The following is a 25,038-nucleotide window of genomic DNA, read 5'->3' on the forward strand; positions in this document are numbered from 1 at the left end:
ACGGGTGCTTATTATTTCGCCTTATTTCCCCCCGGTAAACGCCGCGGATATGCAGCGCGTACGCATGAGCCTGCCTTATTTTGCTGCGTTTGGCTGGGACGCTGAGGTGGTAACGGTTGATGAGCGATATGTGGATATGGCAAAAGATGATCTGTTGCTGCAAAGTGTCCCCCAGGAGATAAAGATCCACAAAGTAAAGGCGCTGAAAAAAAAATGGACGTCGAAATTAGGCTTAGGGAGTATAGCTTTGCGTTCGCTTTGGTTTTACCGCAAAAAAGTTGACCAGCTGCTTAAAACATCGCGGTTTGACCTTATTTATTTCTCAACCACACAGTTCCCTGTTTGTATTTTAGGGCCGCACTGGAAAAAGCGGTTCGGCATCCCCTATGTTATTGATATGCAGGACCCGTGGCATTCTGATTATTACCGGGATAAGCCTGCGGCGCAAAGGCCGCCGAAATACTGGTTTTCGTATCGCCTGAACAAATACCTTGAGCCGATGGCGATAAAATACGCGGATGGATTGATAAGTGTTTCGGATGCCTATATATCCACCGTTAAAGGACGTTACCCAACAATCAGGAGCCTGCCTGCCGAAACCATTACATTTGGCGCGTTCGATAAAGATCTGGGAATCGCCCGGGATCATCAACATAAATTCAGCAACCTTTTACAGGATGGCTGCATCAATATAGTTTACGCAGGCCGGGGCGGTGCAGATATGCACGAGGCTATTGCGCCGGTTTTTAAGGTTTTGCGGCAAGGCGTCAGTAAAAATCCTGAGCTTTACGGCAAGCTGAGGCTATATTTCATAGGTACAAGTTACGCTTCGGCAGGTAAAGGCAAGGCAACTATAATGCCCCTTGCAGAACAGTATGATGTACAAAGCCAGGTAGTAGAAATAACCGACAGGATAAGCTATTATTACACGTTGGCTACCCTGCAAAGTGCCGATGGCTTGTTTATCCCGGGCTCTGACGATCCGCATTACACGGCATCAAAAATATACCCGTACCTGTTAACTCAAAAGCCTCTGCTGGCCGTTTTTAACCCGTTTAGCCCGGCCATTACAGTATTGCAGGAGTACGGGGTGCGCAATGTTTATGATTACCAAAACATCCGCGATGAAGACATCGACGGCTTCTTTTTAAACCTGATCGGTCATCAGCCTTTGTTGCAGCACTACAATACAAATGCCATCAAAAAATATTCGGCGGAGCAAATGACCTTAAACCAATGCCGTGTGTTTGACAGCGTGATAAACAAGCACTTAACATGAAACGCTTAGCCATTATTACCACTCACCCTATTCAATACTATGCGCCGGTTTTCAGGCTGTTGCATCAGCGTGGCAATATAAGCGTCAAGGTGTTTTATACCTGGGGAGAAGGAGCCATGCAAAAGCACGACCCCGGTTTTAACCGGGTAATTGAGTGGGATATCCCGTTGTTGGATGGTTACCCTTATGAGTGGGTCATCAATACATCAACCGATCCCGGTTCGCACCATTTTAAGGGTATTATAAACCCCGCGCTTAACAGCCAGGTAGCTGCATGGCAACCCGATGCCCTATTAGTTTTCGGATGGGCTTATAGCAGCCACCTCGGGGTTATGCGGCATTTCAAAAATAAACTACCGGTTTATTTCAGGGGTGACTCTACCCTGCTTGATGAGCGTAGCGGTTTAAAATCCGTTATCAGGTCGCTTTTTTTGAAATGGGTTTACAAACATGCCGACCATGCCTTCTACGTTGGTACTAACAACAGGCGATATTTTGAGGCTTACGGCTTTGAATTAAGCAGGCTTACTTTTGCGCCGCATGCCGTTGATAACGAACGATTTGCCGGTAACCGAACGGCCGAGGCCCTAAAGTTAAGGCATGACCTTGGGATTGATGCCGATGATATACTGGTGCTTTTTGCCGGTAAGCTGGAGGAAAAGAAGTCGCCGGGGTTATTGTTAAACGCTTTTTTAAACTTACCTGCCGGTAATGTACATTTGTTATTTGCCGGCAGCGGAAACCTGAAGCAATACCTGGAAGATAAAGCCTTTGGAAATAAGCATGTTCACTTTATTGATTTTCAAAACCAGCAGCAAATGCCCGTTATTTACCAGGCGTGCAACTTATTTTGCCTGCCATCAAAAGGGCCGGGCGAAACCTGGGGACTTGCGGTGAACGAGGCGATGGCCGGCGGAAAGGCAATTTTAGTAGCTGATAAAGTTGGCTGCGCCATTGATTTGGTAAAGCCGGGCTACAACGGATATATATTTAAAAGCGGAGATGAAAACAGTTTGCTGAGTTGTTTAACCGAACTTACAAGATCAAAGAAAATTCTTGAAAAATTTGGAGAAAATTCCGGTAAAATTATAGCAGATTGGAACTTTAAAAAGATTGCCGAAGCCATCGAAAATAAATTAACCGAATGAAAAGAAGCGACCGCATTAAACTGAGTTTTATACGCAACTGGAACCTGCCCGGTAAAGAACGCCTGTCGCATTTATTGAATCCTTCAAACGATCTCAAACAAAACATAAAGGATGGTATTATTTGGTTGAACACCGAAGACATAGCCATTTATACCACAGCCGATAATTATATTGAGTGGACCATTTTAAGCACAGGCACTTACGAAGCCGAAACAGGCAAACTGATTCGGATATCGTTAAAGCCCGGCGATACCGCGATTGATATAGGCGCCAACATTGGGTTGCAAAGCATCCGCATGTCGCAATGTGTGGGCGCTGAAGGCACGGTGTATGCGTTTGAACCGCTGGAATACCTGCAGCAAAAATTAAAGAGAAACCTGGCCCTCAATAAAGCCGGTAATGTAACGGTTTTCCCTTATGCATTATCTGATGCCGCAAGCGAGACCGAATTGAGCGTAGACGACCGCGCCTGGAACCAGGGCACCTTTAGTTTGAATAACACCTTTGGCAATACCAAACAAGCTGTAACCGTAAAAGTTGGCGATAACATCCCCGAGGTTATGGGCCTGCAAAATGTTAGCTTAATAAAAATTGATGTAGAAGGCTTTGAATATCACGTTTTGCGTGGATTAATCAATACCCTGAAAAAGCACAGGCCCCGCATTATTTTTGAATACGACAGCAACTACTGGCCCGGCACCGGGCAAAGCATTCATGATTGCTGCAACTTTTTACAGTCGCTTAATTATAAATTGTATCAAATAACACCTGTAGGCTGCGAGCCGGTGATCAATTCAGCCGCCATAGTAAGCGGCAATTTATTTTGCATACCCGGTTTATCTGATGAATAAAAAAGGGCTTGAAAGGTATCTGGTGTTGTATTTACCCTGGTTACTGGCTTTGTTATTCCAGTCGGACCCGGTGTTATCATACCTGATAGCCTGGTCAGGTTCGTTTTTGATATTTTTCATCACCTTAACCGGCTGGGTAAAGCCAATCCCGGACGACAGGCGCTTTGGCGAGCAGCTTATGCGCCCGCTGTTTATTCAGCAAATTATATTTGCCGGGTTTATGTGCTGTACCTCCATATTTTACTTTATGGACGTGCTGGGTTATACAGATTTCCAAAAAACAAATACCCATTTGCTCATCGATCAGGACAGGCTAATGCTCACCGCGCAATGCCAGCGGTACTACAGCCTGGGCCATGCCGCTTTCGTTACAGGCGTCCTAAGTTTCATGAAATATCCCGATGAAAACAGATATTACATCGAAAAAAACACGCTGGCTAACTTACTGCTTAAAATCGCTTTGGTAAGTTTTCCGGTTTCCATCATCTTTACTAAGGTACCGGGCTTATCTCAATTTTATTTTCAGTTCAGCTCGTTAAGTTTTATTGCAGGCACACTGGCATTGGCCTTTGCCATCCCCTTAAAAAAATCGCTGAACACCATCATTTGCTCGGTGCTATACCTCTTTAACCTTTATCAGGCGTTTCTTTCGGGTTTCAAGGAACCTATTATTATCAGCATCCTGGTGCTGGCTATCTTTTTATACCCCAACTATAAAAAAATCGTCATCGCGGTGTTTGTCCCGGCGTTATTTATTTCTTTCATTTTTTTGCCGGCCTATGTAAATAACTTTCGCGAAAATGCCTGGTCGGGCGAGGCTAATGCCGAAGAGTCGTCGCAAATAGCAATTGATGCGGCCTTGAATAATACCGACAACTCCAATTGGTCGTTCTTTGCATTCCGCTTAAGCGAAATTGACATGTTCACCACCTTTGTACAGTCCACTCCGAAAAATATCGACTTTTACGGCACCAAACTGTTAAAGCAATCCGCTATTGTGATCGTTCCGCGTGTGTTTTGGCCGGGCAAACCAATTACCGAAGAACTTGTGATGGAACGGGTATATGCTGCCGGCGTGGTTAACCCCCTTTCCACGGTATCTGCCAAGCCCGCTTTTATTGTCGATGCGTATTTATCAGGCGGGGCAACTGGTATATTTTTGTTTTTATTTGCCTACGGGGCAATATCGCAGCTAATTTCTATAAAAGCCGAGCGGCTTTTTGGCGGGTATATTTTAGGTACGGCATTAATATTCAGCGGGCTGTTTCAAATACTATGGCGTGGGTTAAGCTTTGAGTTTTTAATAAACTCGGTATTCTGGAGCTATGTAACCATGTTCCTCATTCAAAAAGTTTTATTGCGCATCAATATTTTAAAACGGTTTTGAAAGTACTGCACATTATTGCCGCGTATAAACCAGCCTATATTTACGGGGGCCCCACTATGTCGGTGGCTATGCTGTGCGAGGCCCTGGTTAAATCGGGTGTAAATGCCGAGGTATTTGCTACTACTGCAAACGGGCCTGCCGAATTGCCCGTGGAAGCTAACAAGCCAGCCGTTGTTGACGGAGTACCCGTAACCTATTTTACACGCCTCACCAAAGACCATACGCATTTTTCGCCGGCATTATTAAAAGCGTTGTGGAAACGTGCCAACGAGTTTGATGTGATACATATACATGCCTGGTGGAACCTGGTATCGATATTTTCGTGTCTTATCGCTATAAAAAAAAGCATAAAGGTTGTATTGTCGCCCAGGGGTACCTTAAGCAATTATGCTTTCACCAATAAAAACTCCGGCAAAAAAAAGCTTATCCATGATCTGTTAGGCAAACGGCTCTTATCTAAATGCCATTTCCACGTTACCTCGGCAAACGAAAGTACGGCCATACTTAAACTCGCGAAGCCTTTAACCATCACCACCATACCCAATTATGTAAAGCTGAATGCCGCTATTGCCGGGGATCACCGCGATAGCCCCGAGGTTTTGAAGCTGCTGTTTTTTTCGCGCATCGAGGAAAAAAAGGGGCTCGATATTTTACTTGAAGCACTTAACAATGTTAAAGCGCCCTTTAGCCTCACCATTGCGGGGACTGGCGAAGAAGCTTATATAGCGCGGTTAAAGGCATCGGTAACCAACTCCGAGATAGCCGGCAAAATAACATGGGCTGGTTTCTACGGCGACAACAAATTTAACCTGCTGCAGGGGCACGACCTGCTGGTTCTGCCCTCGCACGACGAGAACTTTGGAAATGTGGTGATTGAGAGCCTGAGTGTTGGCACAGCAGTGCTGATAAGCGGGCAAGTGGGCCTTGCAGATTATGTTGCCAACAATAAGCTGGGCTGGATATGTAAAACAAGCGCGGACTCGGTAAGCGCGATGATAAATATAATAGCCACCAATTACGGCGCCGATTTAGCCAGGATACGGGAAACGGCGCCGCAGCGCGTTCGGACTGACTTTACCGGGGACGAGCTGCTGCTGCAATACATCCGGCTGTACCAAAATATCAAAACCCATAGGCCGCAATCATAAAACTTTTTTAACAGGCTAATAACTTATACTTTCAATTATATTTTACCTAAAGCGATTTTAAATTGGATCCGCGGTATTCATTCATCATACTTACCTATAACGAAGAGATGCACCTGCCCAGGCTGCTGGCCTCGATAGCGGGGTTAAATGCCGAAACGTTTATACTTGATTCGGGCAGCACCGATGCAACCCTTTGTATCGCCGAAACAGCGGGGGCAACCGTATTGTACCACGCGTTTGAAAACCATCCCAAACAGTGGGATTTCGCCCTGACGGCCTTCGAGGTAAAAACCCCATGGGTGATTTGCCTGGATGCCGACCAGATAGTAACACCTGAACTGTTTACGTTATTAAAAAACTTTAGCGAGGATGAACACAAGGATATTAACGGGATATATTTTAACCGGAAAAATTTTTTTAAGGGCCGGTGGATAAAACATGGCGGTTACTACCCGTTCTACCTGTTAAAAATGATACGGTACGGCATCGGATTTTCGGACACTAACGAGAATATGGACCACCGTTTAGTTGTTCCGGGCAACACCATTACCTGGAAGAACGGCCATATACTCGAAGAAAACCTAAAGGAAAACAAGATAAGTTTTTGGATAGAGAAGCATAATAAATACAGCGACCTGCTGGCTTTTGAAGAAATGGAACGCCTGCTTAGTTTAAGGCAACAAACGGTTAAGGCACATTTTTGGGGTCCGCCAAATGAACGTACCGCCTGGCTTAAGCAACGCTGGTGGAAACTACCCCGCTACTTACGGCCGGCGCTATACTTCGGCTATCGCCTTATTTTTAAGCTGGGCATCCTTGATGGCCGTACGGGTATTATTTTCCATTTTATGCAAGGCTTTTGGTTTAGGCTGGTAGTGGATATCAAAATAGACGAACTTTTAAAACAACGAAAAAATGAAGCCGAATAAGCCCGGAATAAACCCCGCGTTAAAGTTTGCTGTTACGCTGCCGGTTGCGTTTGGTTTACTTTATGGCTTTTACTTTGCATACCTCGGCATTACATCGCATACCGGAAAACTGTATTCCCCGTTTTTAGATGAGCACCTGAATTTCATCGACTGGCTGCGGTACGTACTGATACAAAGCAGCTCGGCTATTTTGAATTTGCTTGGCTATCAAACCAAAACCAATGCCGACCAAATGCTGGTAATTGGCCATAACCTTATACATGTGGGATATGATTGTTTAGGTTTTGGGGTGATGTGTTTTTTCACCGCGTTTGTAATTGCTTACCCAGGGCAGTTAAGGGTCAAGTTTTACTTTCTTATAGCAGGTTTGATAGGCATCCAGTTGATTAACCTGGCGCGGTTTATATTGCTATCGCTTTACTGGCGGTATACAACCGTGTATATATCAGACCATCACACCATCTTCAATATTGTAATTTATATACTGATTGCTTTAAGCCTTTATTTTTACACCCGCTACCAGGATAAGGCGCTGATGCGCCGCAAAGCATAAAATCATAAAAATACTTACAAAAAAAGAGAGGCGCCAAGGCGCCTCTCTTTTTTATCAGAACAAAACTTGTTAGTGCTTTGCCCACCAAAGTGGTGTTAACACGGCATCGGGCCCGCCCAAAGCTGCTACAGCCTGGTTGTAACCGTTAACATTACTGTTGCTTAGGTTTGAAGGATACTTCATACGCTGCGCAAAGAATTTTATGTTGCTTGTGTTATAATTACTATTATTCAACGCGGGTAGGTCAGGCATTACATCCTCAACGGCGGGCGTTTCATAAAATGGCAAACCTAACCTGCGGTGATCGTTCCATGTTTCTAAAGGCAACCACGGGGTTTGCGCTATAAATTTTTGGGTAATGATCTTTGTTAACAGGTCGTTTCTTACGGTACCCGCTTTATACAGGTCGTTTTTAGGGTAAGCCACTTCCTCGGTGCCTGCTGTGCCGGTAATACCGTCTTCATACTTCATGGTATGTGTTGCACCGGGCTCGGTTGTGTGGTCCCAGTTTACAGATGTACCTACGCGGTTATACTCGGTAGATGCCAGGTAAGTGCTCAAAGATGCTGTGGTGCCAAAGTATTCAAAGCTTTTGGCGATACCTGTTTCGTAAGCAGTTTTGCCGCTAACCGGGGTAGCCCAGCCGCGTACCGAAGCTTCGGCTAAAAGGAAATAGGTTTCCCACGGGCCAAAAAATACCCTTCTGTTGTTTCCGTTACGGTAATTAAGGTTTAACAACGGCTTAAACCCGTTAGTTGTAATAGCCTGGTTCAAGGCTGATTTTGCCCCCCAGTTGCCATCTGCTTTAGCGTTCCAGGTATATTTTGAGGTCAATGTTTTCGCTACACCACCGCCTGGTTTTTTCAGGTCGCGCTCGGAAGCTTTAAACGTATCCCCTATTCCCGGATAAACGGGGTTAGTAAGATCGCCGGGGATGCTGAATATTTTATATGCGCGCGGATCTATGGTATAAGGCAAACCGTTAAACCAATATCCCGCAGCCGGATCGTTTGTTTTGGTGGCAAACTGCTCAGGGAATTTCTGGCCCAGCCAATCAGCTGGTTTAATGGCCGACTGAAAATCAGCACCTAACTGATCGGCAGATTTTACGCTGCCCAGGCCCACCGACAGGTTGTTATAAGTTGCAGATATCGGCAACCCCATCCACGACGATTCTTTACGGAACACGCTGCTAAGCGGGTTGTAGCTGTTAGGGGTTTCCTGTACGCTAAAGGTTTCGGTAGCAACGTCTGTAATAAAATCGCTTCCTGCTGCTGCAGCCTCAAACTCGCTTTTTGCTTTTTCAGGGTCAACCTCTGATAGCCTCATGGCCAAACGCATACGCATCGAGTTTGCGTATTTGCGCCACTTGGCGTAGTTGTATCCGTAGGCCGGGTCTTCTTTAGCAAGGTCAGATGGGTTTACAACGCTCAGGTCTAATTTTGAAGACGCATCTTTCAACTCATCCAATAAGTAATAGTAAACTGTTTTTACGTCCTTAAAATCGGGGTTTTTACCCTGGAAACCATCAATAGGCATAGGCCCGAAGCTATCCGAAAACTCGCTCATTAAATACGCCCTCCATATCCTGGCCACCTGTATAAGGTTATTGGTGTATGCTTTTGAGGTGCCTTTTTTAATTTGGTCTGTACCTACTTCAATAGCACTGTTGGCGGCATTCAGCCATTGTGATGACTGCCTGTAGTATTCCGAGGTCCAGCCGTCGTCGTAGCTGCCGCGAGAAAAGGTTTCGCCATCCTCATCCTGCAGGGTGTGCCCGCCAACAACCCAGTAAAGGATAAATACCCTTTCAGATAATCCCGGGTCCTGCTGCGCGCCAACTATCGCGTTATTGATAAAGTACTCCGTTTGTACCTGGTCTCCGTTTGCTTTAAGCGGATCGTTATTGATCTCGTCGAATTTTTTGCACGATGCCACCAGCAAAACACCGGTAAGCAGCAGGCATGATTTTTTAAATATCGTTTTCATATTCTTATGAATTAGTCTTTTTATAATTAGAAGCCTATAGTTAAGTTCAGTAAAAATGTACGTGTGGTAGGCGAGCTTCCGCTTTCAAAACCGGTTGCGTTAGTACCGGTTGCGTAAACAGATTCAGGGTCCATACCGTTCATGTGGCTTGATATTAACCATAAGTTATTTGCCGACACCCCTATTTTTGCCCTTTGGATACCTGAGCCAGCTAGCAGGCTTTTTGGCAGGTTATAACCTAACTGTACGTTTCTTACACGTACGTTAGAAGCATCGTAAAGGTTTGCCTCTGTTATACCTATGTTACCATGGCCGGCTACTACGCCCCAGTAATTTTGCGCGCTGGTTTCTACTTTGTTTGGTTCGTATTTGTTGGTTGTTGTATTTAAAACTACACCGTCAACCAACATATTATCCCTCGACCCATTTACAACGGTTTTATTTGATGTTCCGTATTGCTCCATATTAGCTATGGTACCCGAAAACACCTGCCCGCCAAAACGTGCATCGATCAGGAACGAGAAGTCGAAGTTTTTGTACGAGAACGAGTTGGTAACACCCAGTAAGCTGGTAGCCTGCTGGTTACCCAGGCGGGCTTTTTCAGGATCTACCTGCGGCAAACCGGTAGCATCTAAAATTAACTTTCCGTTATACTCGCTGCTTGCATCTTTTACCCGCAGGAAACGTGATCCATAGATCTCACCGAAAAGCTGGCCTGTTTCGGCAACTATCGATACATCGTCAAATCCGCCTAACACATACTGGTTAACATCAGCGGTAAGGTATTTGATCCTGTTCCTGTTGATAGAAAAGTTAACCATGGCATTCCAGTTAAAGCCGGTGTTGCTTTGCAATATTTTGCCATCAACCATCAGCTCTAAACCTTTATTTTCGATATCGCCCGCGTTGATCTTTTTGAACGAATAACCGCTTAAGTTATCCATTGGTAAGTTTAGCAACTGCCTGGTGGCGTTTGATTTGTATACCGCGAAATCGAATCCAAGGCGGCTGTTAAAGAAACGCATTTCTAAACCGGCCTCGTACGATTTGATCAGCTCGCTTTTCACGTATGGGTCAAAAAGTATATCGCCGCGGCTTGCTGTGGTGTTACCCAGCGGGTCTTTACCAATAGTGTAAGTGTTATATAACTGGTATGGCTCCATATCGTTACCAACCGACGCGAACGACCCTCTTAACTTACCATAAGTTAACCATGATGGCAGGCCGTTAGCGCTTTTGCTCATCAGTTCGGTAAATACAAATGCACCGCTTAACGATGGGTAAAAATAAGAACGGTTAGCAGCGATCAACGCCGACGACCAGTCGTTACGGAAGGTACCGTCTAAGAACAGGTAGCCGTCGTAGTTTAAGCCAACCGAGCCGTAAACCGAATAAATGTTATGGCGGTTGATGCCTTCATTGATGCTTGCGCTGGAAGTACCGTTGTTCAACGAGAACAGGTCAGGCACTTGCAGCGTTCCTACGTTAGCGCTCAGGTACGATGATTTGCGGTTCATTAAGTTACCACCCGCGGTTATAACACCACCTAATTTGCCAAAAATATTATCCTTTTTAGCAGTCAACAAGGTGCTGTAGTTGGTTTCGGTAAAGGTGCTTTTACCGGTACCGTATGATCCGGTAGAGGTTGGCGTAGCGCCCGAATAGGTCATGTTGGTAGTATTGGTGGTGTAGGTATCTGCCCCACCTTTTGCCTCGGCGCTCAACCAGCTGTTAAATTGGTACCTAACAGATCCGTTCAGTAAAAACCTGTTCCTGATGTCTTCGTTCAAATTGTATTTTGAAGCCCAGTAAGGGTTAAGTTCGTTTTCCTGGCGCCACCAAAGCATTTTACCTGCCTCATTGGTACGCGCGCTAAAATCGCGGATATTAATAGAGGTTGGCAGTAACGATAAAGCATAAAAGTTGTTGCTCACGTTCGAGCCACCCTGCGGGCGGTTAAACGCAGCCGAGTTAATATACTGAACCTTGGTATCTACCGTCCATTTGTCCTCAGCGCCAAACTTGCTTACCGTTCTGGCCATCAGGTTGTTACGGGTAAGCTTAGCACCGGGGATGATGCTTTTATCATCAAGGCGGTTGTAAGAGGTATAAACCGATGTTGATTTATACTGCTGCTGGAAAGATATGCCCTGGTTTGAGGTTAAACCGTTACCAAAGTATGAACCGATATTATCGTAAGTAGCCAAAGGCGCTTCTGTGCCATCCCATTTGGTTACGTTTTGGCCCGTTGCTTTTGGCCCCCAACTGCTGGATGATGTAGCATCGTATATGCCATTTGTACCCTGGCCAAATACGTTCTGCGTTTTAGCCCGTGCAAAAATGCTTTCGATACCAACCGAAGATGTCAGGGTGATACCTAAACCATTTTGTGTTTTACCGGTTTTTGTGGTGATCAGGATAGCACCGTTACCGGCCCTTGAACCATATAACGCTGCCGCTGCCGCGCCTTTCAAAACGCTCATGCTTTCAATATCCTCGGCATTGATATCCGACAGACCGTTACCCATATCTAACGACGGGTTGTAATAATCGTTGTTGGCAGCGCCGATAAAGTTATCCAATGGTATACCATCAACAACAATTAAAGGCTGGTTTGATCCGGTTAGCGAGTTATTACCCCTTAAAGTGATCCTTGATGAACCACCCGGGCCGTTACCCGACCGGGTAATTTGCAAACCGGCAACCTTACCCGATAAAGCGTTTACAACGTTAGGTTCTTTGGTGTCAGATAAAGTTTGTCCTTTAACCTCCTGGACCGCGTAACCTAATGATTTTTTCTCCCTTTTAATGCCAAGGGCCGTTACAACCACCTCGTTAAGGGCGTTATCACCGCTCTCTAACACCACATTGATGGTGTTTTCGGCCCCAACGGTAACTTCTTTTGTTTTGTAACCTATAAAAGAAAAGCTTAACACCGCACCCTGCTTAACAGATATGCTGAACTTTCCGTCTACTGTTGTCGACATGCCGTTGGCTGTGCCTTTTTCGGCCACTGTAACACCCGGTAGCGGCTCCCCGGATTTTTCAGTTACCCTACCGGTAACTGTTTTTTGTGCATATGCCGCCATTGATACTATGCTAAACAGCAACAGCGCGATACACCTCAAGTACATTTGTTTCATTTTTTAGGTTTTAATGGTAAATACTAAGGTTGGTTGTTTTATATTATAGGGTTGATTAATATGCGTGTTAATTAAAATTGCAATTTTCCATAACCAGGGTTGCCGCGCCCAGAAGCTCTGAGTCTGACGCCAGGGTTGAAACCTGTATCTCGGTTTGCTCTGCAAGCCAGGGGATACAAAACTCGTTGATGGCCTGCTGTATGGGGGCCATTAATATTTTGCCTGCTATAGCGCCCCTGCCGCTTAAAACGATCAGCTTGGGGTTCATGATGTGGATAAGGGTTGACATCCCCTTACCTATTAAAAATGCCGCGTCAGACAATATGGATACCGCGAGCGGGTCGCCTGATCTGGCTGCGTTCAGGAAATGGTCGCCTGACAGGGTGCCCGTTTTTTTGTAAACCTGCTCCATGCTTGAACTGGCGCCAGAATCCATTTCAGATTTTGCGCGCTCGAGCAAAACCAACAACGACGTATCTACCTCCAGGCAGCCCCGCTTACCGCAAGAACAGATCTTATTGCTTTGCGACAAAGGGATATGGCTAAACTCGCCCGCGTACCCGCTGTGGCCCCTGAAAAGGCTGCCATTTACGATCATGCCCAGGCCGGTTCCCCACCCTACGTTTACTACCAGCACATCCTTTAGATTTTTTCCGGCGCCAAACTTTAGTTCGGCCAGCGCTATCAAGCTCGAGTCGTTATCTATAAACACCGGCAGACCAAGCTGTTCCGACAGGTGCTTCGCCAGGTTCTCGCCGCCTTTGGTTTTAAAAAATGTATGGTTAACCCCTTGTTCGGCGTTTACAAACCCGGGCATGCCAATACCCATGCCCAGTATCTGGTGGATAGAGATGCCCGAGCGGGAGATATAATCTTTTAAAAATTCGGTGAAGGTGTCAATTAATGAAGGCGTATCGCTAAGCACGAGCTCTTTTTTCTCGGGCTCCATCTTAATATTGTTTAGCAGATCGTAGATAACTACCTGGGTTACCATTTGGTCTACCGCTACAGCAACTATGTAACGCTGCTTTTGGCCGTTTAGCAAAAAAGCCAAACCGCGCCGGCCGCCGGTTGAGGGTGCAAGGCCATGCTCCAGCACGTACCCTTCGTCTATCAGGTTACTAACCGTATTGGTCACTAAGGGCAGGCTTTTGTGTGTAAGCTTGCTCAGTTCGGTCAAAGAAAGACTTTTATTATAGTAAAAGTGCTTAATCAGATCCTTCCTTAATAAGTGATGCTTCTTAATTACGGTCATATTATCAATAGTTTGTCAAACTTAAAATAATATTTCAATAATCAACAAAACTTTTTAATTTTTTTAAAAACTAAAATTAGGTTTAGAAATTTTGAGGTTAGTTCCGTAAGCCATCATTAAATTTTGAAAATCATCATGAAAGGCGATAAAATAAAAAAGCCCGGTAAACCGGGCTTTTTCGTTATCTGAACGTATGGTGTTATTTCGTTGGCATAAGTACGCCGTTAACACCATTTACAATACCGTTGGCTCCTATCAGGTCAAAAAGGATCACCTGGGCCGTGTTACCGGCAGCATTTGCCAGCTGTAGCTTTTTATCAGAAGTTACCGACAGGGTAAGCGTTTGCCCGTCAATAGTGGTCAATGTAGCTTTGCCTTTACCTGCGTTTAAAGCTTTAATAATTTCGGTTTTGCCGTATTTACCGTTAACCACATGGCCTTTTAATATGGTTGCCAGTTTAGCCGGATCTTTCATCAGGCTATCCAGTTTGCCGGCGGGCAGGTTGCTTAGCGTAATATTGTTAGGCGCGAAAATCGTATACGGACCACCTGTTTTCAAAACAGAATCTAACCCTGCAGCTTTAACCGCGCTCAACGCTGTTGTGTAATCGGCGTTGCTGGCTAAAGCCCCTACTACATCACTTGCCCCTTCGGTAGTGGTGGTGGTAGTTGTGGTAGTGGTGGTGGTTTTTTGGGTGGTGTCTTGAGTTTGTGCGGATACACGTGTAGCTGTAACAGTTAAAAAGGCTAATACGCCAACCGCTAAAATGGATCTTTTCATGTTAATCATGTTTGTAATACAATTTATTAATTTGGTTAATACGTAGATTTTTCCTCAATAAAATGATTTTTTTAGATGAAAGTGCCCAATTATAACTCTCAAATTTTACAAATTGTTCATAGCAACTGTAATTTCCTTATTACAATTAAGTCGCGGAAACCCTCAAAATCCGCTTTTATTTGCTCATTTTCAGTTGGAAAGGCCCGTTTGATGCGGCGATGCTGACGCTTTGCACACGTACATAAACTAAGCGTATTAAAATAGCTGTGCAGCTCCTAAAAGGCAGCTATCAAAGGCCGAACCGCAGCCACAATGGTTGTTATCATAACGCAGTATAACACGCGGGGCAGGGCTTACTGATTAAAGCAGCGTCCTTTAAATAACGACATAAAGCCCGATTTATTGGCTAAAGGCCAGTAAATCGGGCTTTGCACTTGCCGGCAAGATGGCGTAATAGCAATGCGGTAAAGTGAATGGTACGCTTTAAACCCCTAACAGGAGGCGCCGCTTTTTACAGCTTATCCGGCTGAAAATCCAATGAAACAGAGTTCATACAAAACCTTTTGTACGTTGGCGCCGGGCCATCGTCAAATATATGCCCCAGGTGGCTTTGGCAGCGTGCGCACAGCACTTCGGTTCGCTCCATTCCTAAAGAGTTATCTTCTTTATAAATAACGCTGTTCTTCCTTACAGGCTGGTAAAAGCTTGGCCAGCCGCAGTCGCTGGCAAATTTGGCATCCGAACGGAACAGCTTATTGCCACAAACAGCGCAGTAATAGGTTCCCCTGGCGCTTTTATTCCAGAACTGGCCGGTAAACGGGCGTTCGGTAGCCTGCTCGCGGGCCGTGGCATATAATGCCGGCGGCAATATCTTCTTCCATTCCGCATTTGACACCGTTATCGGGCGGGTATCGGTATTAGAATAGTACGGGTTATTTTGGTGCCCCTTATCGGTTTTTAAATGCTGTGCAAACGTGCAGGTAAAGCACAGGAGTAATATCGCGGTAATGTAAAACGCTCTCATCTTAGTTCTTCAGTTTATTTTTAAATACCTTCCTAAACTTTTCAAGTTCGGGCTGTATCACATATTTACAATACGGGTTGCTGCCTTTATTCAGGTTATAATAATTCTGATGGTAGTCTTCGGCTTTGTAAAAAGCTTTGTACGGCGCTACCTGAGTAACAATTTTATTTTTGTAGGCATGCTCAGCATTCAATTTACCAATGTAATAGTTGGCCTTTTGCTTTTGTGCAGCATTATGATAAAATATGGCCGAGCGGTACTGTGTACCCACATCATTACCCTGGCGGTTTAGTTGTGTAGGATCGTGTGCTACAAAAAAGGCAGCCAGCAGTTCATCGTATGTAATTTGCGCAGGATCGTAAATAATGTTACAGGCCTCGGCGTGCCCTGTGGTGCCTGTACAAACCTGGTTATAGGTAGGGTTGGCAACCGTACCCCCGCTAAAGCCGGATATTACCTTTTTAACGCCTTTTAATTGCTGAAACTTTGCTTCGGTACACCAGAAACAGCCTGTGGCAAAAGTAGCGGTATCTAACCTGGCCTTGCCATCGGTACTTGTATTGGGCGTAGCCGCCATAGCAGTATAGCCGGTAATTAATAACAGAATAATTTGAATGCTTATCTTTTTCATAAATTTTATAACGTGTTTAACGTACTTATAACTAACGTAAAAAATGATGGTATGTATTGCGGGTTTGTCGTAAAACTTAGCGCTAACTTACCTGCGGCATACAATTGTGATGTTTGGCTGACAAAAACCAAAATTCACGCCCAACACAATATTGTCATTTTATAGGGAAATATAGGTTTAACCATAACTAAAAGTATATCAATTACATATTTATGCCAGTTAATCAATAATTAAAGGTACATTTGTAACTATTTAAATAAATATAATGCAACAAGGAACAGTAAAATTTTTTAATGAAGAAAAGGGTTTTGGATTCATCACCCCAAGTAACGGTGGCAAAGAAGTGTTTGTTCACTCATCAGGTTTAGTTGATCGCATCCGCGAGAACGATACCGTACAGTATGAAGTGGAAGAAGGCAAGAAAGGCCCTAACGCGGTAAGAGTTAAAGTAGCTTAATAACTATAATAATATCGTGAAGCATTCCCTGAAAATGGGAATGCTTTTATTTTTTCTACGGGTCATTAAAAACACCCGGCCCCGCTCTTTTAAAGTTTAGTAAATTGTTTAATCGCCGGCTTCAGGCCGCTTTATCCCCATTAAATGAGACAACTTAAAATAAGTCAATCCATCACCAACCGCGAGACCCAATCGCTTGATAAATACTTAACAGAGATCGGTAAAGTAGACCTTATAACAGCCCAGGAAGAAGTTATACTGGCACAAAAAATACGCGAAGGCGACCAGGCAGCATTAGAGCGCCTTACCAAAGCCAACTTAAGGTTTGTGGTATCGGTAGCCAAACAATATCAAAACCAGGGCATAACCCTTGGCGACTTAATCAACGAAGGTAATTTAGGCCTGATAAAAGCCGCCCGCCGGTTTGACGAGACCAAAGGTTTTAAATTCATATCATACGCCGTTTGGTGGATACGCCAATCCATAATATCTGCCATATCAGACCAATCGCGCTCGGTGCGTTTGCCCCTGAACCAGATAGGCACGCTGAGCAAGATCCGCAAAACGCAATCTTCGCTTGAGCAGGAACTTGAACGCGAAGCCACCCCTGAAGAACTGGCCGAGTGCCTGGAAACAACGGTTGAAAAAATTGCCGATTCGTTACGAAATTCAGGCAGGCAGGTGTCTATCGACGCCCCTTTTCAGCAGGGCGAAGAAGGCACGTTGCTGGATGTAATGCAAAACGACGATCCATCTACTGACAGCAGCCTGATCCAAGATTCGCTGGCTACCGAACTGGGGCGTTCCCTGTCAAAATTAGGCGAACGCGACCGCGAGGTGCTGATACTGTTTTACGGCCTGGGCAATAACCACACCCACACCTTAGAAGAAATAGGCGAAAAGTTTGTGCTAACCCGCGAACGGGTACGCCAGATAAAAGACAAGGCGCTTCAGCGTATAAAACAATCATCGCGCAGCGGTACGCTGCAATCGTATTTGTAATATATCTGCAACATAAATAAAAAAACCGCTTTAAAATATTTAAAGCGGTTTTTTTATTGAGTACTATTACCAAAGAATTGGCCGGTGAAATCCCCCGTTTACCGGGAGGGTGCAGGGAGTGAATTTAAGCTGTCGGATAGTTTGGATGGCTTATCAACCCTGTGTAAAATTAGATCATTTTAATAGTGTATTATGTACACTTAACGTATATTTACATTGTCATTTATAACGGTGACAAACATACACATACCAGAAATGAGCGATCTTTCTAACCCCGCAGATGCCACAGGCCATATGCCTGTGCCTGCTAAAAAAATTGTGGTTATTGGGGGAGGTTTTGCCGGTGTAAACTTTGCACAAGATGTGGCAAAAAATAAAAGCTACCAGGTTACCCTGGTAGATAAAAACAACTACAATTATTTCCCCCCACTGCTTTACCAGGTATCAACAAGTTTCCTGGAACCTTCAAGCATCAGTTATCCTTTCCGCAAATTATTCCGCAGGGATAACATTCGTTTTCGTATGGGCGAACCCGTAAAGGTTGACACCGATACCAAAACCGTATATTTAAAAGATGGTGAACTAACCTACGATTACCTGGTGTTTGCCTCGGGCGCCAAAACAAACTTTTTTGGCAACCAAAACATTGCGCAGAACGCCATCCCGATGAAAACCATTGACGATGGCTTGCGTATGCGCAACGCTTTATTGCAAACGCTGGAACGCGCAACCATTACTAAAGACGCGGCCGAACGCAAACGCCTGCTTACCATAGTAGTTGCCGGCGGCGGCCCAACAGGTGTTGAAGTATCGGGTATGCTTGCCGAGATGCGCAAATATATTTTCGCGAAGGACTACCCCGAACTTATTAACCAGCCCGGAGGCATTTACATAGTAGACGGCGGCCCTGCCCTGCTTGGCGCCATGAGCGAGAAAACCCATCAGGAGGCCTACAAGGTGCTAACCAGGCTTGGGGTACGGGTAAAATTGAATTTGCACGTTAACGACTACCTTGACGGCAAAATTACTTTATCAAACGGCGAGGTTATTGAAGCCGGCACGCTTATTTGGGCGGCAGGTATTACAGCCAATACGTTTGATGGCATCCCCGCAAGCAGCCTGGGTGTGGGCAAACGGATGATAACCGATGAATACAACCAGGTTACAGGGCTGCGGGATGTTTACGCCATAGGCGATGCATCCATCCAAACAACCGACGAGGCCTATCCAAAAGGCCACCCGCAGATTGCACAGGTTGCTATACAACAGGGCCGTACCCTTGCAGCCAACTTTATTGCCATAGCCAAGGGCAAACCCTTAAAAGCCTTTAAATATTTCGACAAAGGGGATATGGCTATTATTGGCCGTAACAAGGCGGTGGTAGACCTGTTTAAACACAAGGTGCACTTCAATGGTATCATAGCGCTGTTTATGTGGCTGTTCATTCACCTGATATCATTAGTTAACTATCGTAATAAACTGCGTACGCTTTACAATTGGGCGGTTGCTTACATCAGCCGCGACCAGTCGTTCCGGATGATATTTAAATCGGGCGATTAACCGGCGCCTTTGTCAACATACTTTCACAAAAGCACCTTGCCGTATCAACAAGGTGCTTTTACGTTTGATACCAAAGCACATTTGCTTACGTTTGCGGGCTGTAAAAACTATGGAGGCTACACAAACTAACAGGTTACATCCGGCTATTATCCCTTTAATGGCAGTTGCCGCGGGTGTTACGGTAGCAAATATTTATTATAACCAGCCAATCCTGAAAGATATAGGCGTATCGGTACATGCGTCCGGCTCCGAAATTGGTAAAGTGGCCATGTTTGCACAGCTGGGCTATGGTTTGGGTATGTTCTTTTTGATCCCCCTGGGCGATAAGGTAAACCGTAAACGGCTTATCCTGTTATTAAGCACTTTACTGATGTTAACCCTTACCGGCTTTAGCTTTGCCACGCGGCTTTACCAGGTTTACGCATTGAGTTTGTTTGTTGGCCTTTTTGCCACATCTGCTCAAATATTAATGCCAATGGCTGCCACGCTCGACAATGTTAACCGCGGCAAAACAGTTGGCAAGGTTTTTAGCGGCATACTGGTCGGAATTTTAGGAGCAAGGGTAATTTCTGGTTTAATAGCCGGCTGGCTGGGCTGGCGCTTTGTTTACGGCATATCGGCCGGTATGGTATTGATCACAGCCGTATTACTTAAGCTTTACTTACCCAATGTACCGCCGAAGTTTAAAGGCAATTATCTGGGGCTCCTCAGGTCGGCATTATCCCTGGTAGGCGAGTTTAAGATATTAAGGCAGGCGGCTTTGCTTGGCTTTTTCACATTTGGCATCTTTTGCTCGTTTTGGACCACGTTAACCTTCCATTTGAGTAATGCACCCCTCCATTTTTCGGCCAGCACAATTGGTTTGTTCGGCCTTATTGCCATTGGCGGTGCGCTGGTAGCCCCGTGGTTTGGGAAACTGGCCGATAAGGGGAACACGCACCGGTCCCTGCTCATTTCTGTAGCAATGATCATTGGCAGTGTTGTTTTGCTTAAACTTTTTCCATATTCCGTTGCAGCGCTGGTTGTGGCTATCTTTTTTTTGGATATAGGCGTGCAGGCCACGCAAATAACAAATTTTGCACGCATATATGCCCTTGATGAGCACGCGCACAGCAGGCTCAACACCATTTACATGACCACGTATTTCATCGGCGGCTCGGCAGGTACATATTTTGGTTTGCTATGCTGGAGGATTGGCGAATGGAACCTAAGCACCTGGCAAATGCTGCTTTGGGGCATTATAGCCATAGTTATTGTGATGGTGAGTAAGCCGGGAGCCCCCCAGCACCCTGAAGGGGAAGTTTAAGAATACTTTAGTTAGATCATTTCCCTTAACCCGGTTTATCCCGTTATTGATACCGGCCTTTATCATGTCGCCGTAACCATCAGCAGGTAAAAACGGCGCGAAATTAAGCGCCATCAGGTAATTATCATGCGCTTTGGGATAATCCTCTAAATCTTCGTAGCATTTGGCCACATTAAGGTAAAGCGATGGGTAAACAGCCTTTATTTCTTCAGTATCGATCTCAAGCGCTAAGTTCAGGGCGGTCTCATCCCAGGTTAGCTTACCGGCAATAGTTTCCTGCCGGCGGGCAACATAATGCGCGGCGGTAAATTTTTCGGTGGTGTTTGCGGCCAACGCCCAGGCTTGCTCAAATAATTGCAGGGCCTCTTCCGCCTTTCCTTCACCTTCCAGCATCATACCCCAGGCACATTAATTTATTAACGGGGTTCTCGGGGTCAAACTGCATATGAATTTTTATTAAGCGTGGCCTTTCACCTTTTGTTTTAAATGATCTGCCAGCCTGATGGTAAGCGCAACCAGCGTTAACGTAGGGTTGGGTGCGGCGGCCGTAGCATAGCACGATGCACCCGCCATGTATAAATTACTGATACCATGTACTTTGCAATTGGCATCCACTACGCCCTTTTTAGGGTCGGCGGCCATTCGGGTTGTGCCCATATGATGCCACCCGCCACCGGTGAACGATGGCCAGCTGTTGTCTTCCTCGTTCTGCAGGTAATCCATCAGCCGTACGCGCCCTTCGGCACTTATGCCTACTTGCCGGCCAATAATTTGGTATATCCCACGCAGGCTATGCTTCTCAAGCGGTGTAAGTTCCCAGTGCAGCATAGCGCGCGGAACCCCGAGGGCATCTTTTTCGGTATCTAAAGTAACCCGGCTGTTGGGGTTTGGCGCCTGCTCTACGCGGGTAAACAACTGAAACGAACTGTAGCCACCCTTTTTTGTGCCATCTTTTTCCGCTTTGTCAAACTTATGCATGTTCTTTTTGGTTTCAGCGGTATCGGCCGTCCAGATGTCGATAAAGGCGGGCTGCTTGCGGGCGATATCCAATGGCGTAAACGATGCGGTACCATTTAATATGCGATGCTCGCGCTGCATTTCTTCGCTAATGGCCAGTTCGGCGCGGGCTTTGGTAAGTCCCCACTCCCAATGGTACAATTTTAAAGCATCGGGTTTGGTGAGCCATATCTCTGCCGATTTTATTTCCAGGTGCTCCATAAAATACCGGCCCACATTATCATTTTGGTTGCCCAGGCCTTTGGGTGCCTGTTTGTTTGATGCCAGCAGCAAACGCGCGTTCTGGATAGAGCAGCAGGCCATGATAAATTGCTTTGCCTTAACTGTATGCTGTTTACCCGCCAGGTTTTTCACGGTTACCTGTTTTATAGCCGATGCATTTTCGTTGGCGGTGATATCGGTTACATTGGCGTAGGTGTACAGGTGTATATTTGGCGCTTTTACAATGGTATCGCGGTATTTGGTACCAAAGCGTGTTGGCGGACTAAACTGCCACATTTTATTATAAACCGCTTTTTCGTCGAGTGTTAAGCCTTTTAGCTCCGGGTCTTTATCCTGCCAGTATTTGACGCTGTATTCGTACGGGCCAAGGTCGAGGTTTTTGTGGGCGCGGGCGTAATATTCGTCAAGGTCTTCGCGCTTTATGGGCCAGCCGCTATGCGGTACCCAGTCGCGTTCCTTAAAATCTATCGGGTCGAACGTAGAGCAAAAGCCTGACCAGTGCCCCGTTGTACCCCCAAAATAATGCAGCCTTGCCGATTCAAGGGGATAGTACCGCTGGCCGGTGGTTTTGCCTTTGTACAGGTCCTGCATCTGCGCTTCGTACTCAAAGCCGCCGCCCTCAAGCAAAATAACTTTATAGGGCGTGTTCAGCCACTCCAGCGCCATGCTTATACCCGCGGCACCCGAGCCTACAATACATATATCGCCTTCTATCAGGCTGTTGTCATCAATATTTCTGGCATCGATATGCATGGCTGATCAAGGTTTAATGATTGAAAAAAGTGCGCATTGCCTGGCTTCGGTTATAGACATTACCCAGCCTTTTACCACCAATATATTACCGGCTTTAAAATCTTCGGTTACCTGCTTATCCAATTTCGCCCGGATCTCATCTTTACTAAGCGATGCCTTATCCTTATCGCTCAAAAGCAGCTGCGATAGCTTTTGCCGGTCGTCTTCAGTCTGGTGGTTTTTGCGATAATCCGTTCCGGCCTCGCGTATGGCCTTTGCATCCGCCAGATGCGAGAACACCAGGGGCTGCGCAACTGCCTGCTCCTTTGAACCTGTGCTGCAGCTTTCGGCAAAGGGCAAGGTAAGCGCCATTGCGGTAAATGCCGACAGCTTTACGAATAACCTGCGTTCCATATCAGTTTTTTACGGTTTCCAGTTTCATGGCGGCCAGCCCTTTTTGTTTCACCAGGTCGCTGTAATTTATCAGCCTGAACTTTTTATTTACCAAAGCCTTAAACTCGGGCGATAGCAGCATGTTCAGCTCGGTTTGGCGGTGCAGGCTGGTTAACGGCTTGCCTTCCCTGGTGTTCATCATGCTGCTGTTCATATCAAAAAGGGCGTTCATTTCGGGGTTCATTAACGCAACGTGTATCACAACCAGGTTTGGCCGTGCGGGATTTAGTTTAGTGGTTACGTACGACAAAAAAGCCGATTTTTTTGTAGCCACCGGCTCGCCCCACATCTCTTTATAGGTTTCACCAAAGTAAACCACTTCGCTTAAGGTAGATATGGCCAGCTTGTATTTATGCGCCAGTCTCTCGGTAAGCGCACGTAAGGCGGGGGTTGACAACGCAACGCCCATATGCGGGTCGATATAAGTGATCTTTAAACCCGACGCCAAAGCCCTCTCTATCTGCGCAGTTAGTTCCCTCTCTACTTCAGCTATCTGATATCCGCTTTTGGCAAAAGCGCCTGTAGACTGAGGAAAATATCCATTAGCATCAACCAGACTTGGCACCGCCCCGCGGCCGGTTACCGGCCCCCAGCGGTAGTTTTTCCACTCGGATGTTAGCGTTAGGTGCACGCCTACCGCTATCTGCGGGTTTTTCTTTAATATCTCTACAGCTTCCTGGTACCAGGGGCAGGCAAACTGCACCGACGCCGAAAAAGGCATCCCGGTATCAGCCATTTTTTGCATGGCCATGTTTACAGAATGGTTCATGCCAATATCATCAAGCCGTAACATCAACGCGGGCAGCCTGGGGTTTTGCTGCGCGGATGCAGGTTGTAATAAAACCAGGCTTAATGCTAAAAAGCAGAGTGTTTTTATATTTTTCATATTTTGTTAAACCTTTAAGAAGGCTTTTTTGCGGTACATAAAATAAAGGAACATCCATTTAACCATAATAAAGCAAATAGCCATTACTACAATATTGTAGGGGTCGCCAACCCACTCGCCAAGCCATCCGAAAAAGCCGGTGGTGGCATAATGCCAGTTAATAAATTTACTGGAGATGTATATGAGGATGGAGTTCATGCCTATCACCTTGAAAAAGAAAGCCCATGATTTGTAGCCAAGCACATCTATCACATAGTAAAACAATGCTAACAATAATAAACTCATCCCTCCTGCCTGCAACACGAAGGAGCTTGTCCACAGGTTTTTGTTGATCGGGAAATCAAGGTTCCACACTTGCGCAAGCACCAAAAATATGGCGCCCGCAGCGGCTATAATAAATGCCTTACGGCCTTTATGCTGATGCCCGGTTTTTAGCAGTATACCCGCCAGTATGCCTAACAGCCCGGTGCTTATAGCCGGGATGGTAGAGAACAGGCCCTCCGGATCGTGTATGCCTAGGTAAAGCTTACCGGGCAGTATGAGCCTGTCCATATACGAGGCGAAATTGCCCTCCATGGTCAGGTCGCCGGGATGAAAACCGGGGGCCGATGTAAATTTAAGCAACAGCCAGTAACCGATGATAAATATCCAAAACCAGGCCATCTGCCATTTACGACTGGCGTACAGGTATATAATATTAGCGAACATGTAGGCAATACCAATACGCCCCAATACCGATGCAAACCGTATCTCGTCAAATGATTTTAAGGTTTTGAGGCCGTTATTAACCAGCAAGCCCAGCAATATCAATATCGCCGCGCGTTTTATTACCCTTAACACCAGCTGCGGGCGCGTGGCGCCCTTTTCCAGTTCGCGCCCAATAGAGTACGGCGTGGCTACGCCCGCCAGGAACAGGAACAAGGGGAATATCAGGTCATACAAATGAAAGCCGTTCCAGTCCGGATGTGTAAACTGGTTGGCTATGGTGCCCCAGAATGGCGACCCCGTAGCCTTAGCGAGCGAATGAAATATCTCTTCGCCCCCAAGTATCCAAAACATATCAAACCCCCTAAGGGCATCTAACGAGTAAAGGCGCTCGTAGGTAAACGGCGATGTATTAACATCAGTTACACCGGTAGTACCGGATTCTCTTTTTGCGGTCATGATCTGATTAATAAAAGGTTTAAAAACCGGCACTGGCCACCGGTATGTGGTTTTAGGAATGCACTTCTAAAGATAAAATACTTTTTAAATAATTTGAAAAAGTTTTATTCCACAATGTGCT

General features: G+C 45.8%; 22 protein-coding genes. 11 read left to right on the plus strand and 11 right to left on the minus strand.

Translation table 11 applies throughout. From position 1 onward, the window contains the following. Positions 1 to 4: 4 nt before the first annotated feature. From HDC91_RS06840 to xrtY, 7 genes are all read left to right on the plus strand, one after another. On the plus strand, positions 5 to 1,279 hold the full coding sequence (locus HDC91_RS06840) for a hypothetical protein (RefSeq protein WP_370576810.1): 1,275 nt from the start codon (positions 5 to 7) through the stop codon (positions 1,277 to 1,279). Continuing rightward, complete coding sequence (locus tag HDC91_RS06845; RefSeq protein WP_183549717.1) at positions 1,276 to 2,427, plus strand: glycosyltransferase family 4 protein; 1,152 nt, start codon at positions 1,276 to 1,278, stop codon at positions 2,425 to 2,427. Before HDC91_RS06840 ends, HDC91_RS06845 begins: the two co-directional genes overlap by 4 nt. Then, on the plus strand, positions 2,424 to 3,278 hold the full coding sequence (locus HDC91_RS06850; protein ID WP_183549720.1) for an FkbM family methyltransferase: 855 nt from the start codon (positions 2,424 to 2,426) through the stop codon (positions 3,276 to 3,278). The genes HDC91_RS06845 and HDC91_RS06850 overlap by 4 nt, the downstream gene beginning before the upstream one ends. Then, the gene (locus tag HDC91_RS06855) at positions 3,271 to 4,665 is read left to right on the plus strand and encodes an exosortase Y-associated Wzy-like protein (RefSeq protein WP_255476668.1); all 1,395 of its coding nucleotides are present in this window, start codon (positions 3,271 to 3,273) and stop codon (positions 4,663 to 4,665) included. Before HDC91_RS06850 ends, HDC91_RS06855 begins: the two co-directional genes overlap by 8 nt. Beyond that, positions 4,662 to 5,813, plus strand: coding sequence for an XrtY-associated glycosyltransferase XYAG1 (locus HDC91_RS06860; protein WP_183549723.1), 1,152 nt, complete (start codon positions 4,662 to 4,664; stop codon positions 5,811 to 5,813). The genes HDC91_RS06855 and HDC91_RS06860 overlap by 4 nt, the downstream gene beginning before the upstream one ends. Positions 5,814 to 5,875: 62 nt before the next feature. Continuing rightward, on the plus strand, positions 5,876 to 6,742 hold the full coding sequence (locus HDC91_RS06865; RefSeq protein WP_183549726.1) for a glycosyltransferase family 2 protein: 867 nt from the start codon (positions 5,876 to 5,878) through the stop codon (positions 6,740 to 6,742). Then, positions 6,729 to 7,295 carry an exosortase Y gene (gene xrtY / locus HDC91_RS06870; protein ID WP_183549729.1) on the plus strand — a complete coding sequence of 189 codons (567 nt, stop codon included), beginning with the start codon at positions 6,729 to 6,731 and terminating at the stop codon, positions 7,293 to 7,295. Before HDC91_RS06865 ends, xrtY begins: the two co-directional genes overlap by 14 nt. A gap of 69 nt (positions 7,296 to 7,364) precedes the next feature. Here xrtY and HDC91_RS06875 read toward each other — a convergent pair whose 3' ends face one another. The 6 genes from HDC91_RS06875 to msrA all read right to left on the minus strand — a co-directional run bounded on the left by HDC91_RS06875 (position 7,365) and on the right by msrA (position 16,118). Beyond that, entirely contained in the window at positions 7,365 to 9,284 is a 1,920-nt protein-coding gene (locus HDC91_RS06875) for a SusD/RagB family nutrient-binding outer membrane lipoprotein (RefSeq protein ID WP_183549732.1), read from the minus strand. Between the two features lie 26 nt (positions 9,285 to 9,310). Then, positions 9,311 to 12,427: a SusC/RagA family TonB-linked outer membrane protein gene (locus HDC91_RS06880; protein ID WP_183549735.1), complete on the minus strand. Its 3,117-nt coding sequence runs from the start codon at positions 12,425 to 12,427 to the stop codon at positions 9,311 to 9,313. A 67-nt stretch (positions 12,428 to 12,494) separates the two neighbouring features. Then, positions 12,495 to 13,682 (minus strand): ROK family protein, encoded by a 1,188-nt coding sequence (locus HDC91_RS06885; RefSeq protein ID WP_183549738.1) that lies wholly within the window; start codon positions 13,680 to 13,682, stop codon positions 12,495 to 12,497. 199 nt (positions 13,683 to 13,881) lie between these two features. After that, complete coding sequence (locus HDC91_RS06890; protein WP_183549741.1) at positions 13,882 to 14,463, minus strand: fasciclin domain-containing protein; 582 nt, start codon at positions 14,461 to 14,463, stop codon at positions 13,882 to 13,884. A gap of 511 nt (positions 14,464 to 14,974) precedes the next feature. Then, positions 14,975 to 15,487 carry a peptide-methionine (R)-S-oxide reductase MsrB gene (gene msrB, locus HDC91_RS06895; RefSeq protein WP_183549744.1) on the minus strand — a complete coding sequence of 171 codons (513 nt, stop codon included), beginning with the start codon at positions 15,485 to 15,487 and terminating at the stop codon, positions 14,975 to 14,977. A 1-nt stretch (position 15,488) separates the two neighbouring features. Then, positions 15,489 to 16,118: a peptide-methionine (S)-S-oxide reductase MsrA gene (gene msrA / locus HDC91_RS06900; protein WP_183549747.1), complete on the minus strand. Its 630-nt coding sequence runs from the start codon at positions 16,116 to 16,118 to the stop codon at positions 15,489 to 15,491. Between the two features lie 265 nt (positions 16,119 to 16,383). On the opposite strand from msrA, the gene HDC91_RS06905 reads away from it, so the two are divergent. The 4 genes from HDC91_RS06905 to HDC91_RS06920 all read left to right on the plus strand — a co-directional run bounded on the left by HDC91_RS06905 (position 16,384) and on the right by HDC91_RS06920 (position 20,443). Next, positions 16,384 to 16,575 carry a cold-shock protein gene (locus HDC91_RS06905; RefSeq protein WP_162431576.1) on the plus strand — a complete coding sequence of 64 codons (192 nt, stop codon included), beginning with the start codon at positions 16,384 to 16,386 and terminating at the stop codon, positions 16,573 to 16,575. Positions 16,576 to 16,719: 144 nt separating this feature from the next. Further along, on the plus strand, positions 16,720 to 17,577 hold the full coding sequence (locus tag HDC91_RS06910) for an RNA polymerase sigma factor RpoD/SigA (protein ID WP_183549750.1): 858 nt from the start codon (positions 16,720 to 16,722) through the stop codon (positions 17,575 to 17,577). 255 nt (positions 17,578 to 17,832) lie between these two features. Beyond that, the gene (locus tag HDC91_RS06915) at positions 17,833 to 19,137 is read left to right on the plus strand and encodes an NAD(P)/FAD-dependent oxidoreductase (protein WP_255476669.1); all 1,305 of its coding nucleotides are present in this window, start codon (positions 17,833 to 17,835) and stop codon (positions 19,135 to 19,137) included. A gap of 109 nt (positions 19,138 to 19,246) precedes the next feature. Beyond that, entirely contained in the window at positions 19,247 to 20,443 is a 1,197-nt protein-coding gene (locus tag HDC91_RS06920) for an MFS transporter (protein ID WP_183549753.1), read from the plus strand. Here the strand turns inward: HDC91_RS06920 and HDC91_RS06925 are convergent. The 5 genes from HDC91_RS06925 to HDC91_RS06945 are packed head-to-tail and all read right to left on the minus strand — an operon-like array spanning position 20,345 to position 24,917. Further along, a complete protein-coding gene (locus HDC91_RS06925) occupies positions 20,345 to 20,839 on the minus strand; it encodes an rRNA adenine methyltransferase (RefSeq protein WP_183549756.1) in 495 nt (164 codons plus the stop codon). The genes HDC91_RS06920 and HDC91_RS06925 overlap by 99 nt on opposite strands. A gap of 60 nt (positions 20,840 to 20,899) precedes the next feature. After that, complete coding sequence (locus tag HDC91_RS06930; RefSeq protein WP_183549758.1) at positions 20,900 to 22,435, minus strand: FAD-dependent oxidoreductase; 1,536 nt, start codon at positions 22,433 to 22,435, stop codon at positions 20,900 to 20,902. A 6-nt stretch (positions 22,436 to 22,441) separates the two neighbouring features. Then, on the minus strand, positions 22,442 to 22,828 hold the full coding sequence (locus HDC91_RS06935) for a hypothetical protein (RefSeq protein ID WP_183549761.1): 387 nt from the start codon (positions 22,826 to 22,828) through the stop codon (positions 22,442 to 22,444). 1 nt (position 22,829) lies between these two features. Beyond that, entirely contained in the window at positions 22,830 to 23,753 is a 924-nt protein-coding gene (locus tag HDC91_RS06940; RefSeq protein WP_183549764.1) for a ChbG/HpnK family deacetylase, read from the minus strand. Between the two features lie 6 nt (positions 23,754 to 23,759). Continuing rightward, positions 23,760 to 24,917, minus strand: coding sequence for an acyltransferase family protein (locus HDC91_RS06945; protein WP_183549767.1), 1,158 nt, complete (start codon positions 24,915 to 24,917; stop codon positions 23,760 to 23,762). Between the last annotated feature and the right edge of the window lie 121 nt (positions 24,918 to 25,038).

It is taken from the genome of Mucilaginibacter sp. AK015, assembly GCF_014200785.1.
GTDB lineage: Bacteria > Bacteroidota > Bacteroidia > Sphingobacteriales > Sphingobacteriaceae > Mucilaginibacter.